Annotated in this window: 10 protein-coding genes; 7 read left to right on the forward strand and 3 right to left on the reverse strand. The window is 51.4% G+C overall.

Going from position 1 to position 15,592, the window contains the following annotated elements:
• The first annotated feature begins 240 nt into the window (after window positions 1–240).
• From CWB99_RS09430 to CWB99_RS09445, 4 genes are all read left to right on the forward strand, one after another.
• Window positions 241–660, forward strand: a complete 420-nt coding sequence (locus CWB99_RS09430; protein ID WP_138551028.1) for a hypothetical protein — start codon at window positions 241–243, stop codon at window positions 658–660.
• Window positions 661–911: 251 nt separating this feature from the next.
• Window positions 912–3,581, forward strand: coding sequence for a patatin-like phospholipase family protein (locus CWB99_RS09435; RefSeq protein ID WP_138551027.1), 2,670 nt, complete (start codon window positions 912–914; stop codon window positions 3,579–3,581).
• A 9-nt stretch (window positions 3,582–3,590) separates the two neighbouring features.
• The gene (locus CWB99_RS09440; RefSeq protein ID WP_138551026.1) at window positions 3,591–4,436 is read left to right on the forward strand and encodes a toll/interleukin-1 receptor domain-containing protein; all 846 of its coding nucleotides are present in this window, start codon (window positions 3,591–3,593) and stop codon (window positions 4,434–4,436) included.
• 46 nt (window positions 4,437–4,482) lie between these two features.
• Window positions 4,483–5,850 carry a TRAFs-binding domain-containing protein gene (locus CWB99_RS09445; RefSeq protein WP_138551025.1) on the forward strand — a complete coding sequence of 456 codons (1,368 nt, stop codon included), beginning with the start codon at window positions 4,483–4,485 and terminating at the stop codon, window positions 5,848–5,850.
• A 146-nt stretch (window positions 5,851–5,996) separates the two neighbouring features.
• Here CWB99_RS09445 and CWB99_RS09450 read toward each other — a convergent pair whose 3' ends face one another.
• Both CWB99_RS09450 and CWB99_RS09455 read right to left on the reverse strand, forming a co-directional pair.
• Window positions 5,997–7,328, reverse strand: coding sequence for a sensor histidine kinase (locus CWB99_RS09450; RefSeq protein WP_138551024.1), 1,332 nt, complete (start codon window positions 7,326–7,328; stop codon window positions 5,997–5,999).
• Between the two features lie 9 nt (window positions 7,329–7,337).
• The gene (locus tag CWB99_RS09455) at window positions 7,338–8,750 is read right to left on the reverse strand and encodes a sigma-54-dependent transcriptional regulator (RefSeq protein WP_138551023.1); all 1,413 of its coding nucleotides are present in this window, start codon (window positions 8,748–8,750) and stop codon (window positions 7,338–7,340) included.
• A gap of 245 nt (window positions 8,751–8,995) precedes the next feature.
• Here CWB99_RS09455 and CWB99_RS09460 point away from each other — a divergent pair, with 245 nt between their 5' ends.
• Genes CWB99_RS09460 through CWB99_RS09470 form a run of 3 tightly spaced genes read left to right on the forward strand, consistent with a single transcriptional unit; the run spans window position 8,996 to window position 13,434 of the window.
• On the forward strand, window positions 8,996–10,240 hold the full coding sequence (locus CWB99_RS09460) for an efflux RND transporter periplasmic adaptor subunit (protein WP_138551022.1): 1,245 nt from the start codon (window positions 8,996–8,998) through the stop codon (window positions 10,238–10,240).
• A 43-nt stretch (window positions 10,241–10,283) separates the two neighbouring features.
• The gene (locus CWB99_RS09465; protein ID WP_138551021.1) at window positions 10,284–10,976 is read left to right on the forward strand and encodes an ABC transporter ATP-binding protein; all 693 of its coding nucleotides are present in this window, start codon (window positions 10,284–10,286) and stop codon (window positions 10,974–10,976) included.
• A gap of 46 nt (window positions 10,977–11,022) precedes the next feature.
• Window positions 11,023–13,434: an ABC transporter permease gene (locus tag CWB99_RS09470; protein WP_138551020.1), complete on the forward strand. Its 2,412-nt coding sequence runs from the start codon at window positions 11,023–11,025 to the stop codon at window positions 13,432–13,434.
• Window positions 13,435–13,492: 58 nt separating this feature from the next.
• On the opposite strand, the gene CWB99_RS09475 is transcribed toward CWB99_RS09470, so the two are convergent.
• Complete coding sequence (locus CWB99_RS09475) at window positions 13,493–15,130, reverse strand: MBL fold metallo-hydrolase (RefSeq protein WP_138551019.1); 1,638 nt, start codon at window positions 15,128–15,130, stop codon at window positions 13,493–13,495.
• Window positions 15,131–15,592: the final 462 nt, after the last annotated feature.

The raw sequence follows: 15,592 nt of genomic DNA on the forward strand, positions 1-15,592 counted from the left end.
AAGAAATGTCCACTTATTATACAGCCTTTTCCAGGGTGCCATGAGCCACCTAAAAGGCAAAGCTCAATGGCTTATTTATCTGTATATATCATTACCCTACCATAAAAAACAGCCACCCCAGCCGGGTAGGCCACTCCTTATCTTCCCATTGCTATATTGACCCTGTCATCGCCGAACATTGCCAAAACCACAAATCGGCTGAGACATTCCCCTTACAGTAATAATAGGAAGGAACATTACATGAAATCACTTAAAGCAATAAGCATTGCACTTGCCAGTGTGCTAGCCTACTCGGCCCCGGCCAGTGCCTACTGGACTGAGATCCTGGTATGCCCCAAGAAAAAGGTCACAGTCAATCATATCGCCTATCAATGTACCTACAGCGGCACCTTGCTGAGCACAATTAACCATTCTGATTCAATTCACACCAGCATTGGCCAATACGTCAATGGCAGAAACTGTAGCAGTCAAACTTTCATTGGAAACCACTACGAGCGAGGGGTGAGTTACACCGGGTACTTATCGCTGACCGGTATTACCGACCTCAGTTACACCGAAGTGAAGTGGGTAGACGATCCGGCGAATTGTGAATTGAGAACCGTCTGGGTAGATGATATGGACAAAGAATGTATCCGTAACAACAATTGCCCGGGTGACTAATTTCAGCCCTGGCCTGCGGTAAGCGCTGTACTTTGCCCAACGTGATAGCCAGCAAAGGCTACGTTGTACTTGCGCGCTTAATCAAAACCAACCGTGATTGCCCATCAAGGCCGCTGAATTAAAGCCAGGACAACCTGGCTTTGTTCAACCGCCCTCTCTCCTTTTTGCGGTTGCAGCAGCTTTATTCCACACAGCGACGCATATGCTATATTTCATAAGTTGCCATAGCATAAAACTTAAAGGAATACCCAATGCCTGATACCCACTCTCAGATCGCTGCGCTGAAACAAGGCGTTGACCTGATACTTCAAGGCCAGGATGAGCTCCCAGATTTTGAATCGCTGATACAGCTGCACGACAAACTAACTGATAAGCACCTGTTTGATCAGGCACGCCTGCTACTCGCATATTCCCTGACTGAACCACACACTTTCACGCCAGAGCAACAACTTAAGCTGGGCCAGAAGCAGGTTATCGCGACTTACAAAGATAAAACCCTCAACCGCTCTATCCGCCTTGAGCAAGCTCGGGATTTACTGGATACCATAGACCACCCAGACAACAGCGATAACAGTGAAACTCTGGGTATTGCCGGCGCCATCCACAAACGGATTTTTGAACGAGACAATGATGTCAGCCAGTTAGCACATGCCCGCGCCTATTACCAGCAAGGCTACCTGCTTAGCGCAGCCAAAGGCTGGTCGGATAAAGGTTATTGTGCAATTAATTTTGCGTATGTATTGGATCAACTGGCATTGATAGCGCAAAGCCCCATTGCGACGGACGTTCGACACGCTTCTGACGGCGATATGGCAACCCAGGTACGCAAGGAGATCATTGCCCACCTGGTTGACGGTAAGCAAGTGCAAGACTATCCGGTCATTGATTATAAAGAGCATTCCCAAAACTGGTGGTTCTTGGTGACCCTGGCCGAGGCCTATCTGGGGTTGGGAGACTATGACACAGCCTATACCCAGCTGCAAAAAGCCATCAGCCTGGAAAAGATGCAAAGTTGGCAAAGGGAGTCCGCGGCTAAGCAATTTGCCAGGCTTCTCCACCTGCGTAAAAATGGCAAAATAGTCAGACAACAAAACCGCACTGTGGCGCAATCAGAGCAGCAAACTCATGACCTTTCCCAATCAGAGCTGCGTCTGATGGCATTGTTTTTTCCAGATAGCTCAGGAGATTCTGCTAAAGCTATGCCTCAGGTGAGTGCCATTATGCAGGGTAAAACCGGTCTTGCCTTGTCCGGCGGCGGATTTCGCGCCTCGCTGTATCATATTGGTGTGCTGGCCGCCCTGGCTGAACAAGATCAGCTGCGCCATATTGAGGTCATCTCCTGTGTGTCGGGGGGCTCAATCATAGGTATGCATTATTATCTGGCGCTCAAGGCGCTGCTTGAAAGCAAGCCGGATGAAAAGATCAGCCAGCATGACTACATCAAGCTGGTAAGACGCTTAGAAACGGACTTTCTTCACGGCGTGCAGCGTAATATCCGCACCCGGGCGCTAAGCCGACCATGCCCGCTATTCAAAATGATAACCCAGGGGGATTACTCTCTCACCAAGCGTATCGGCGAGCTTTATGTTCAGGAGCTGTATAGCAAATTGGCAAACAACCAAACTCTGCCGACCTATATGGATCAACTGCCTATTTATCCATGCATTGCTGAGAAGCAACAGGACAAGGACTTTCACCCACAGCAAGGCAACTGGCAGCGCAGTGCCAAGGTACCGGTACTGGTGATCAATGCCACAACGGTTAATACAGGTCATAACTGGCAGTTTACCGCTACCTGGATGGGAGAGCCGCCTGAGGTAATAGACCAAAGACACGATACCAACTATCGTTTAAGACGCATGTATTATGACAAGACTAATCCTAATCAGCGGGTGACTATAGGCGATGCGGTGGCTGCGTCTTCCTGTGTGCCCGGATTATTTCCACCTCTGCAACTGCAAACTTTGTACGAGGGAGAGCAGGTTACACTGGTAGACGGTGGCGTGTTTGACAATCAGGGAACCGCCAGCCTGCTCGAACAAGACTGTGACAGCATACTCACCAGTGATGCCAGCGGCCAGCTGGAAGCACATGCACAGCCCTCACAGGGGCGCTTTGCTACAACCATGCGCACCAGTGAAATCCTTCAGGCCCGGCTAAGATCCGCCCAACACAGAGAGTTAAAAGCCCGTACTCAATCGGGACAACTCAACAGCCTGATGTATATCCACCTGAAACAAGGCCTGAGTAGCACAGATAAAGACTGGATTGGTGCGCCCTCTTCCTCACCTGCACAAACGCCAACCACGACGACTGAGTATGGCATTCACAGGGACTACCAGCAGGCTATAGCCAGTTTGAGAACCGATCTGGATTCATTTAGCGACAATGAAGCCTTTGCCCTGATGTACAGTGGATATTGCATGACCCGAGCGCATTTTAAGCAACCCACAACCACCACGGATAACCCCAGCAACTGGCGCTTCAAGGCCAGCTATATTGCCAAAAATATGGCCCAATCTGAACCAGAGCCCGCGTTGCTCGAACAACTGAAGGTTGGCAGCAAACTCTTTTTTAAAGCCTGGTATCTGAGCTTCCCGTTAAAATGCGTATTGGGGTTATGCATAGTATTACTGAGTGTTTTTGCCCTGCTCCCCTTAATGGGAGAATGGCTACCGGGCTGGTCCTATAACCAAAGGTTCCTAATGAGCTTCTTACTCGTCGCGGCACTGGCAGGTGCAACAAATTGGCTAAGGTTAACCCAGCGCCTGGGCAGCCTAATTCGCATGAAAAAAGCGCTCCTGATCGGAGGCGGCAAATTAGTAGGCGCCCTTGGCGGGATTGTATTCGCAATACTCCATTTACTGGTGTTTGATAAAGTGTTTTTACACTTGGGTCGCAACAGGCCGGATGACGATTGAGGCTGCACAATGAACATACCCTCCCTAACCAAAGAGCAATCCACACGATTGCTCGAAGACATCACTCACGAGTTGCAGGGCAAGGCCCGTCCCAAGTGCTGGATGAGCGCTTCGGCTCTGGCCAGAGTGCTCCTATCTGAATGGCCTGCTTTGACAGAAGCTCAACTGACAGCACAGATCAATACCCTGCTGCGCGAACATGCGAGCCAGGAAGGCAGAAAGTTGCGCTGGTGCTGGTACCCAAGCCCCAGAACACTGGAAATGCTCTGGGGGCATATCAAGGTGGTTGGAGAAAAGGCAGTCCCCTCCTATGAATTACAAACACAGCCACTGTCACCCCTTGCAACCTGCCAGGCACTCCCTGACGATGCGCCAACATGGTTTATCTCCCATAACAGCCAGGATCAGGCACTTTGTGTTGCACTGTGTGAAGCGCTAGCCTCGGTGCAAGTCAATAGCTGGCTCTGTGAATTTGCCATTGCCTATCAGGACAATATCTCGGATGCCATCGTGGATGGCCTGCAACGTGCTCACGGGGTATTACTGGTGTTGAGCGAGCGCTCACTCAAATCCACCTGGGTCAATAAAGAGTATCAACAGGTCAACGGACTCCCCTGTATTATCGTGATCCCCAAAGGCGATAAATTACTCTCTGTGGAGACACAACCACCACCGCGTACGTTTAAACAGCTCATTGAAATGAAACCGGAGTTGTTCACACAAGAACAATATGAGTGTTGGTACCACCTTGGCTTCACTCAACAAACTGACCACCCGGTTTATTTCTGGGAAACAGCTGGCAATAATCAGGCCCTGCTTGAAGTCATTCAAAGTATCCCCAATAACAGCAAATAAGCAGGCCAAACGCGCCACATTAACAGCTTAAAAAGGACAGCACTTTATGTCGAACGCACTGTGTTTTGTACTCATGCCATTTGGCATCAAATCGACCCAACAAGGTACCCGGGTAGATTTTGATGCGGTATACCAACAACTTATCAAGCCAGCCATTGAAGATGCGGGCATGCAGCCGATCCGCGCGGATGAAGAGAAATACGGTGGGGTCATAGATAAGGCCATGTATGAGCGCCTGCTATTGTGTGACTATGCGGTGGCCGATCTGACGACAGCCAATGCCAATGTGTTTTATGAACTGGGGATCCGCCATGCGCATCGTCGTGCCAGCACCACCTTGTTATTTGCGCAAAAATCAGACGATACCAGCTGTGCCAATTTACCGTTTGATGTAAACAGCTTACGCGCATTGCCCTATCAGCTCGATAACCATGGCAAGCCGCTTAATCCGACAAAAAACAAAGCAACACTCACCCAGCAATTGCAACACTGCCGGGCGCAGGCAAACGAAGATGTGAAAGACAGTCCGCTGTTTCAACTGCTACAGGATTACCCTGATATTCAGCATCGTAAAACAGACGTTTTTCGTGAGCAGGCTCGCTACAGCGAATCACTTAAAGAGCAATTTGCACAAGCCCGCGCTGTGAGTAACAAAGGACAGGCGGCAGAGCAGCTTAAACAATTGCAACACACATTTTCTAATCTGGCCGAGGTCGAGCCCGGTGTACTGATTGATCTGATGCTGTCTTACCGGGCTGTGGAAGCCTGGGATTGCATGATAAATCTGATTGAACATCTGCCAGAGCTGCTGGCACAAACTGTGATGGTGCAAGAACAATACGGCTTTGCCCTGAACCGTGATGGCAACAGCGACAAAGCAGAGCGGGTGTTAAAAGCGGTGATAAAACGCTACGGGCCATCCAGTGAAACCTTTGGAATTCTCGGGCGTGTATACAAAGATCGCTGGCAAGCAGCACGAAGTGCCGGCGAAGACGTTCAGGCTAAACGCTTTTTAACGAAGGCCATCAATAGTTATCTGGATGGCTTTAACAGTGACTGGCGAGATGCCTACCCGGGCGTCAATGCTGTCACCCTTATGGAAGCCATGGACCCTCCGGATCCCCGTCGCGATCAGCTTTTGCCCGTAGTACGCTATGCGGTAGAGCGAAAAATTGAATCCGGCAGCGGCGACTTCTGGGACCATATGACCCTGGCAGAACTGGCCGTGATTGGCAGCGACCCCGATGCGGCGCAAGCGCATCTGGATGACGCGATCAGTTGTGACTATGAAAACTGGAACCCCAAAAGTACAGCTAAAAATTTCGACATTATTTACCAAAAACGGCACGCACAGGGTCAGCAAGTGGGCTGGCTGAAGGAACTGGTTGAGCAGCTAAAAGCGCTCGACGTTTAGTGCACCGCTCACTGTTTTTTGTAAAATAAAATCTGCTGAGGATTGTCAGCTCCCCTCAGCTTTACGTCACTGACGCAGCAGGTAAAAACTGCGTCAGCTATTTTTCCACCGGTTGCACCAGTTTGCTGAAATCTTTGAAATGGGTATTAGCCAAACACACAGCGAAAGCACGCCCCCTGAGGCTTGCGGATATAAATAAGATCGCCGCCATGGCTGACCATGATCTGCCGCGACAGACTGAGACCGATTCCCGATCCCTGCTGCTTGGTCGTAAAAAAAGGCACAAACATCATGTCAATGACGTGAGGCTCAACGCCTGGTCCGTTATCCTGGATCTCAACGTACACTTGCTGGGCCTCGTTTTGCGCCAGAGTGAGCACGATAACCGGCGCTTCAATACTGTGTGGTTGCAATGCCAGAGTTTGCTCAATTGCCTGGATTGCATTGGTGAACAGGTTGATCAGCACCTGTTCCACCTGACCGGCATCCAGCATCACCAGCAGATGAGTTGAGACCTTAAGCTCACACCGGATCCCTGCCTGCTCCAACTGGCGCTGGTGTAGTGTCACTAACCGCTCTAATATCGGCGCCAGTGCGGTGGCATTCAGACTGGGCCGTGGCAGGCTACTGATTGCCCTGAAGCGGGTAATAAATTCACCCAGATGCTCGGTGCGTGCAGCCAGCGTATCCAGCGCCAAAAGCAGATCGCCTTTGTCATCTTCATCATCAAAACACAAACTCTCCGGTAATAATCCCCGGCAAGACTGCGCAATCGACGATAAAGGCGTGATGGAATTCGCGACTTCATGAGTCAACACCTGAGTCAGGCGTTTGTAGGCCTGCTGTTCCTTGTTGATCAAAGCATTGTGGATCGACGTCAGGGTGATCACCTTACGGATCTGCCCCTGGATCTGTGCCACGCTTATCTGTACTGACAGCGTATCCTGCTGCTCGCCGTGCTGCCAGGGCGCACTGCTTTTCAGATGCGTGTCACAGCTTAAGATCAGCTCGCCCAGATGCTCAAGCTCACTCACAGTACTAATTGGCTTGCCCAGTAAACGCGACACCGCCGGGTTAGACTCTATCACCTGACCTTCACTGTCACAGACCAGCACAGCCAGATCAATATGCAGTAACAAGGCCTGAAAAAACTGCGCCTGTTGCTCTGCTTTAAAGCGTGCCGCCTGCAGGGTATGACGGATCTCGTCATATTCCTGGTGTAACGGATGACTGGGACTCAGCCGCAATGAGCTGTCTCCATTGACCAATGCCCGGATCACCGCGGTGCTTTGCTTTTGCTGCTGCACAAACAAGGAAAATACCGCACCACCACACACCGCAATTATCAGCACCAGTAGCAACCAGGTTGCACTGATCCCGCTTTGCAGATAATGTCCGGTTGCAACACCGGCCAGCATGCACAACACACCCAGCTGTAAAGCGAGCAACCAGCGCGGGTGACGTTTCAGATAAGACATAGCCGCTCCCTACAGCCCATATTTTTCCAGCCGCCGATACATGGCTCCCCGAGTCAGCCCCAGAGCTTTGGCTGCATGACTGACGTTACCCTGATAGTGTTTCAGGGCGGCACGGATCGCTCTTTGCTCCAGTACTTCCAGGTCAAAGGTATCGTAACTGGCACAGATCCCCTCGCCTGTATTTCCCTCAGGTGCAACCGCCTGCGCGGTGGTGCCAACGACGGAGCTGACATCCAGCATATCACCGTCGGATAAAATCACGGCGCGCTCTATGGCATGGGCCAGTTCCCGGACATTACCGGGCCAATGGTAGGCACACAAAGCGGCCATATCTTGCTGTGCAATATCCAGCGAGCGCTTATATCTTTGCGCAAAATGCGTCAGATAATAGTTCACCAGCAAAGGAATATCCTCGCTGCGCTCACGCAATGGCGGTAAACGGATCTCCACCGTATTAATGCGGTACAATAAATCCTGCCTGAAACGCCCTTCATTGACTGCTTGTTGCAGGTTGTCATTGGTTGCACAGATCAGGCGAATATCCACCTCAACCGGTTTGGTGCCGCCCACCGGAGTAATACAACGATTTTGCAGCGCCGCCAGCAGCGTTGCCTGATGCGTTAACGGCAAATTACCCAGCTCATCAAGAAACAGCGACCCGCCACTGGCCAGCTCAAAGCGTCCAATCTTATCGGTTTTCGCATCGGTAAAAGCCCCTTTCTTATGACCAAACAGCTCACTTTTGAACAGGCTTTCGGAAATCGCCCCCATATCCAGGCTGATCATAGGCTGGGCTGCGCGCAAACTTGCACGGTGAATGGCATGCGCTGCCAGCTCTTTACCTGTACCACTTTCCCCGGTGATCAATATATTGGCATCAGACTGAGCTGCTTTGTCTATGGTAGCGAACACCTGCTGCATGGCCGCGCTCTGGCCCAGAAAGTCAAAAGCAGGGCCCGTGGATGACTCACTCAAAGCCTGATTAAGCCCTTGTGTCTGACGGGTCAGCTTACCAAGCTGCTGTTTATCTTTGGCATGGGCAAACGCCGCTGCGACCGCCCCTAACAGTTGCTCGTTTTGCCAGGGTTTGGCAATAAAATCTGCAGCCCCGGCCTTAATGGCATCCACCGCCAGCTGAATGTCGCCATAGGCAGTCATCAGCAGCACCACCATACTGGGATCCTGACTGATGATTTTCTTCAGCCAGTAAAACCCTTCCTGACCACTGATGGCATCGCGGTTAAAATTCATATCCAGCAGGATCACTTCAATGCCGTGGGCTTTGACTATGTCTTCGATATCAAACGGGTTATCGGTGGTTTTAACCAGCTGATAGTGTTGTTTGAGCAGCAACCGCGCTGCAATCAGAATATCCGGATTGTCATCCACCACTAAAATGGCCCCGGGCTGTTTTGCACTCACTGTCTGTCCCTGTTTTATTTTTTATGGGTGTATTAGCTTAGCTTACTTCGCAAGGATGTGTCCATTTATGGGCAGTTGCCCTGCTCACACTGTGCTATAAGCGGACACTTTCTCCCACTACACCAGTGCAAAAACACACTAAGCAACTGTATTTATTAAACTTTAATTTTTGGCATGATGATTGATTTATTTAGCGCATCAGCCAACCAACATGGCTCAACACAGTCTGACAACGGGAGTTGCACATGGATAAAAAAATCGAACGCTCAGGACTAAAGAAGCACTTTAAAGCAGGCGTGGCTGCCGCAGTGTTAGCAACGACCATGGCGTATGCCTTTACTCATCAAGGCAGTAACGGACGCAGCCAGAATGTGCCACTGGACAGCCTGACCATCAGCACAGTAACACAGGGTCCGTTTATTGATGCATTGAGCCTGCGTGGTCAGGTGGTGCCAAAAACCACCATTTATCTGGATACCGTCTCTGGTGGCCGGGTCGAAGAGCGGCTGGTTGAACAGGGGGAGTATGTCGAGAAAGGCCAGCCGCTGGTGCGCCTAAGCAATACCAACCTGCAACTGGATGTGATGAGCCGCGAGGCCCAGGTGACTGAGCAACTCAACTTTTTACGTAACACACAAATGAACATGGAAACCAGCCGCCTGAATCTGCGCCGCGACCTGCTGGAAATTGAACGTCAGATCACCCATCTGCACAGGCGTTACAAGCAGTCTGTGCTGCTTGCCAAAAAAGGTGTACTGGCGCAGGACACACTCGACGAGATCAAAGATGATCTGGCCTACTACAAAGCACGCAAGGAACTGACCAAGGAGCGCCAGAAGCAGGAAAATACCATTCGTGAAGTGCAAGTTGCCCAGCTGGAAGACAGCGCCGACATGCTGCAAAAAAACCTGCAATTTGCCCGTCATAATCTGGACAATCTGCTCATCAAAGCCCCAGTCTCTGGCTATCTGAGTGAGCTGGATGTTGAAATGGGTGAATCCAAAGAGCGTGGCGCACGATTGGGCCAGATAGATATGCCCAATGAATACAAACTCACCGTCCGGCTGGATGAGTTTTATCTGAACCAGGTGCACACAGGTATGCCGGTGCAGGTATCACTGGGAACTGAGCGAGTCAGCGCAGAGGTCAGCAAAATCGACAGCCGGGTTACCAACGCGCAATTTCAGGTTGAGGTGGCATTGCCCGCCGGACTGCAAGAGATAAAACGAGGTCAGAACCTGGATGTGGCACTGCTGCTGGGAGACAGCAAAAATAACGCCCTGTTGATCAACCGCGGTGCCTTTTACACCAGCAGTGGCGGCAACTGGGTCTATGTGGTCTCAGGCGACACTGCCGTGCGCAAAAATATCGTGCTGGGTAAGAAAAACCGTGACTACTTTGAAGTATTAGACGGACTGGCGCCTGGCGATCAGGTGATCACCTCTGGCTACAGCCACTTTGATAAAGCACAGATATTACAACTGAATTAGCCCCAAAGCACAGAACAAGAACAACCGAATTGAGGAAGCAAAGATGATTAAACTGACGAACCTAAGCCGTGTATTTCGTACCGAAGATGTAGAAACCACCGCACTGAGTGACATTAACTTACAGGTCAGTGAAGGAGAATTCCTGGCCATCATGGGCCCGTCGGGGTGTGGTAAATCAACGCTGCTTTCTATTCTGGGCATGCTCGACTCGCCAACCTCCGGCCGCTTTGAATTCGCCGGTACCGATATAGCCGGATACAGTGAAAAACGCCTCGCTGAACTGCGCAAAGCCTCCATCGGCTTTGTATTTCAGAGCTTTAACCTGATTGACGAACTCACGGTTTTTGAAAATGTAGAACTGCCTCTGCAATACCAGAGCATCTCTAAAGCAGAGCGTAAACAACGGGTTGAGGCAATTTTAAAACGGGTTGCCATTGACCATCGCGCCGACCATCTGCCACAGCAATTATCGGGCGGTCAGCAACAACGGGTGGCGGTTGCCAGAGCGCTGGTGATCAATCCCAAACTGATCCTGGCGGATGAGCCAACGGGTAACCTCGACTCCAGAAACGGCGAAGAGGTGATGGCCATGCTACGCGAGCTAAACCGCGAAGGCACCACGGTCATTGTGGTGACCCACTCGGAAAAAGAAGGTGCTTATGCCGATCGTCTGGTGCGCCTGCTGGATGGTCAGATCATGCTGGATAAAGCCAACAGCGTGTCGCCAGCGGCCTAAACACGCCCGTCTCATGACACCCGGAATTTAGAAGGAAGTACCCGTTATGATAGTGAATTATTTTAAAACCACACTCAGGGCCATGCAAAACGACCCCCGTCATTTTGCCCTTAATCTGGCCGGCTTTAGTATCGGTCTGGCGGCGGCCATTATGGTGGCCTTGTTCGCCGCGTATGAGCTATCTTTTGACAAGCAACATCCCAACGCCGAGCGCGTTTACCGTGTTCATACCGATTATCGCGCCTGGGGCCTGCAACTGATCGCCGCGTCAGATTCACAAAACGCGCTGAATATGCAAAGCCATGCTCAGGTTGAGGATATCATGATGCTGGTCTCGACCGACAACCTGGCTTACTCTGCCGAGCCAATGGCACTGGATGTCAGCGTGGCCGGGCAGCAAGTCCGCCTGAGCAAAGTGTACCTGGCCACAGCCAATCTGCCGGATTTCATCACAATGACGGTACTGCACGGCGACCTCAACCGAGCTTTGAGCCGCCCGGGCCTGCTGGCCATCAGTCGTGCCCAGTCATTACGCCTGTTTGGCAGCGAGCAAACCGTCGGCAAGACTTTATCGTATGAGCAGGGCCAGTATGAAATTGCCGCCGTGTTTGAAGATTTACCGGACAACACCCACTTTGTGTTTGAAACCTTAACCGCTTTGCCCAAAGCCACCAAGATGCCATTCATTGGCTATGTGTATATGCGCCTGACTGAAGGTGCGGATGCCGCACTTCTGGCACAACAGATGACGGATACCATGCGAGAGCAATCGACCGGCCGCCGCAAACTTCGTGCGCTGGAATTAAGTCGTCTGTCGGAACTACACTTTAACAGCAGTGGTCCGTTTGAAATGAAACAAGGCGGCTCGCGTCTGGTGATGCAGGTCTGTATTGCACTGACCGTATTGTTGCTGGTGATCGCCAGTGTGAACTTTATCAACCTCAACATTGCCGGTGCTGCAAAACGCGCCAAGGAAGTGGGAGTGCGCAAGGCGCTGGGTGCCAGTAAACCTCAGCTTATCACCCAGTTTTTAACCGAGTCTTTGTTTATTGTCATGATTGCGGCACTGGTTGCACTGGCCCTGGTGGAAATGATGATCCCCTATGCCAATCAGCTGCTGGAGCGCAGCCTGTCTTTGAGCTTCTCACCGGTGTTTTTGGTTGCTGTGATGGCAGTGGTTGCGCTGATCGGGGTGATATCAGGTTTATACCCGGCACTGTTTATTGCCTCTTTCAGTGCCAAACGCGTACTCAGTGGCGACCTGCAACGGGGTAAAACCGCCATCTGGGTACGTAAACTCACTCTGGGCCTGCAAGGTGCCCTGTCTGTGGCGCTGATTGTCGCGGCGGCTGTGGTCTACAAACAAATGGCCTTGATCAATGATCTGCCCGTAGGGTATGCCAAGAATGACCGACTGATCATCAAAAACCTGCCTGCAGAAGCCATTTACCAGCAAGCCGAGCCTCATGTATTGCGGCGCCTGAAATCATTACAAGGGGTCGCTCAGGTCACTCAGTCAGACACTTTACTGACTAATGATATGACTTCAGAGCTGTTTTTGGTGTTCCCGAACGGAGAGCGCCTTGAAGGCACGCAGCCTACCATAGCCGCCGGCTTCCATGCCGTTGAGACGCTGGGGCTGGAGCTGGTTGCGGGGCGTGATTTTTCTCCTCAGTTTGCCGGAGACTGGATAAAAGTCAGCGATGACAACATCCGATCATTTTCCGTGTTGCTGTCACAAAGTCTGGCAAAACAAGCCGGATATGACGACCCCAGCGTGCTGCTTGGCCAGACCCTGAGCTCACATGATGGTAGCGCCCGTGCCACTGTGATCGGCATTGTTAAAGACATAAAAATCGGCTCAGCGCGTCAGCAACAATTGCCTGTTTTACTCACCGCAGGCGATATCAACGTGGCGATAGGCACTTTGGTCATGAAGCTGCATCCGGGGGCAAATAAAGCACAGGTGATGCGCCAGGCCGAGCAAATCATTCAAAATGAACTGGCCATGCCTGAGGTCGAGATCAGTCTGATTGAAGACGATTATCAGCGTGCCCATATCAACGAGTTCAGAATGCAGCAGCTGGTGTTGTTATTCAGTACGCTGTCTATTGTGTTGACCTGTATGGGGATTTTAGGGCTGGCCTCGTTCGCCACTATTCGCCGCCAAAAAGAAGTAGCCGTACGCAAGGTGCTGGGCGCCTCACGTATCAGCATAGTGACGATTTTATCCAGAGAATTCATCACCATTGTAGGCGCAGGCTCCCTGCTGGCGATCCCTGTGAGTTACTGGCTCATGAACCTTTGGCTGAACAACTTCAACGACCGTATTGAGCAAGCGACCTGGATGTATGCTGCTGCCACACTGGGTGTGCTGGCCATTACCTGGCTGACCGTCGCTTGTCTGGCCTTTAAAGCGGCTAGCACCCGTCCTTCGCTGATACTCAGATATGAGTAACCGCGCCCGTTAGCCACAACCAGGCGGCACCCTGTGTATTGCGGGGTGCCGCTTTTTCTTATTGTGATGCAAACAAGCGCTTCAATAACACTGTTCGCGCTGTGCGAGGCATTGCCATAGCTCGATCGATGTCGGCCTGTGTCAGCACTCGGCCATGATGCGAAGACACATACTGAGCGACTTTTATGCCCTGCTGCGTGAGTCTGTCCACCAGAGCGTCGAGACGATAGTAGGTGTCGAGATCCGGCCAGCGAGCAGGCGAGTGCAGCGCATGCTCAAAGCTGCTGCCGAACATATCCTCCGTCAGCAGGATCTGCGATTCAGGCAGATACACTACCAGGTTATGCGCAGCATGGCTGTTGGGTACATCCAGCAGGCGAATTTTCCCCCCCGCCAGGGTGTAAGATGCAGGGATCGGCTCAATCTTAACCTGTGTGCCCAGTTCATCGGCGACCGCACTGCTGTCTGCCGGATGCACCAGTAAAGTGGTATGTTCCGCTACCGTGTCTGCCAGCCCTCTCAGATGGTCGGTATGATGATGCGTAACAATATGGTATTTCACGGGTTTATCCAGCGCTTTGCTTTGCCTTAATTCTGCCAGTGCTTTTGCCCAGGCCCCGGCCTGCTGGTTCATCTGCCAGGTCCCCGCCGACACCAGATACTCACCCGTATCAATAAATAATGTATACCCCCAGTCTTGCCCCACAAAGTACACTCCGTCTGCCAGTGCGCGTACTGTCAGCTTGGAGACATCATAAGGCCTGACCTCAGGTGCTCGCTGATAACCGGCTGGAATATGAAACGACTGCTCGGCAGGTCGCGCCACCTTAACGGTGCGCGATTTACTGTGATACTGCGGCCCCTGTGCCGTGCTGACCAACACCTCAGACGCCCAGTACACAGCCTGTGTGGTACGGTGCACCATAAAATCATAAAAGCGCTTTTGACCTTGCTGCTCAGTCATCATGCGGCTTAATAAACCACTATGCTGGTTCAGATAAAGTGTGTGCTTTGTCTCCGGGTTATTATCCAAAGGGGCAATGATCACATCATGAGGCACACCCGCAATGTATGCCTCTCCCTGCCACTGGCTGGTTTGTTTATGCTGCGCCAGCTTACGAACGACCAGGGTATCCAGCATGGCTTCAAACCCCAAAGTGGTATTGTCAAAAGTGATCCGTGAACCGGGCTGATAGCGCTTAAGAGCATGGTCCACGCTTGTACCCTGGTCACTGACAGACAGACGATGGAGCACTTCGGGCACATCGCTGCCATGACTGCCTACCCGTCTCGAGTTTGCCTGCTTAAAGACCTTACGCTTACCCACAAAATCGATGCGGTAGTCGTTTTGCAGTTCACTCAGATAGGTGACCATAGAGCCCTGACGAGCATCACCACTGAGCCACTGCGAATAGTGAGAGAAGCGTTCATTGACTATCAGCCCGGGCATGGTTAGCAAGTGCTCACCACCATAAGCCTGAACCGAACGCTCAATGATCTGAGCTTCGCGCGATTGCGCATGAGACAATGGACATACCCCCATCATGGCAATGGCAAAAATCAGCGCCAGAACGAATGGGTGCCCGGTCAAAAATATCAACCCTGGCTTAAGGCAGGCTGCCACATTGGTAAAATGCTTGAAGAAATGTCGGGCAGGATAAGTAAAGCGATTGTTATTGTCATAGTACATAGGCATAGCGCTCTGTTGTTTTTACTTGCCCGCCATTGAACGTAAAAACACGAAGCAAGGCCACAAAGCCACCCTAATGAAAAGCTGATGAATAACTGAGGGCTGAAAATTACCATCTGGATTTCTAGTGAATTTGAATAAACAAATGAATTTATTAGATATATTTTAAATCCACCGTTTCCCTAAAACCCATCTTCCCGCCCCTTTTCTCCGCTATACCGTGTCCCCTTCCCCGCTATTCGTGTCCCTTTCCCCGCTATACTGTCCCCCTTTCCCGCTATTCTGTCCCCCCTTTTCCGCTATTCGATGCCTCTTTCTCCGTCATCCCGGCCTCCGAGCCGGGATCTACTCACCAGCTACACAAAAGGTGAGTTCACTCAGATACATACAGCCTCATATTACTCTCCTCAGCACTTGAGCCGTGTTTTGGATGGTTCCCGGCTCGGGGGCCGGGATGACAGGGGGGCA

This window comes from Pseudoalteromonas rubra (genome assembly GCF_005887095.1).
GTDB lineage: Bacteria > Pseudomonadota > Gammaproteobacteria > Enterobacterales > Alteromonadaceae > Pseudoalteromonas > Pseudoalteromonas rubra_E.

What these genes read in the sequence shown, in the direction of transcription:
- CWB99_RS09460 (WP_138551022.1), top strand. Translation starts at nt 8,996, where the DNA reads ATGGATAAAAAAATCGAACGCTCAGGACTAAAGAAGCACTTTAAAGCA.
- CWB99_RS09430 (WP_138551028.1), top strand. Translation starts at nt 241, where the DNA reads ATGAAATCACTTAAAGCAATAAGCATTGCACTTGCCAGTGTGCTAGCC.
- CWB99_RS09445 (WP_138551025.1), top strand. Translation starts at nt 4,483, where the DNA reads ATGTCGAACGCACTGTGTTTTGTACTCATGCCATTTGGCATCAAATCG.
- CWB99_RS09440 (WP_138551026.1), top strand. Translation starts at nt 3,591, where the DNA reads ATGAACATACCCTCCCTAACCAAAGAGCAATCCACACGATTGCTCGAA.
- CWB99_RS09465 (WP_138551021.1), top strand. Translation starts at nt 10,284, where the DNA reads ATGATTAAACTGACGAACCTAAGCCGTGTATTTCGTACCGAAGATGTA.
- CWB99_RS09450 (WP_138551024.1), bottom strand. Translation starts at nt 7,328, where the DNA reads ATGTCTTATCTGAAACGTCACCCGCGCTGGTTGCTCGCTTTACAGCTG.
- CWB99_RS09470 (WP_138551020.1), top strand. Translation starts at nt 11,023, where the DNA reads ATGATAGTGAATTATTTTAAAACCACACTCAGGGCCATGCAAAACGAC.
- CWB99_RS09475 (WP_138551019.1), bottom strand. Translation starts at nt 15,130, where the DNA reads ATGCCTATGTACTATGACAATAACAATCGCTTTACTTATCCTGCCCGA.
- CWB99_RS09435 (WP_138551027.1), top strand. Translation starts at nt 912, where the DNA reads ATGCCTGATACCCACTCTCAGATCGCTGCGCTGAAACAAGGCGTTGAC.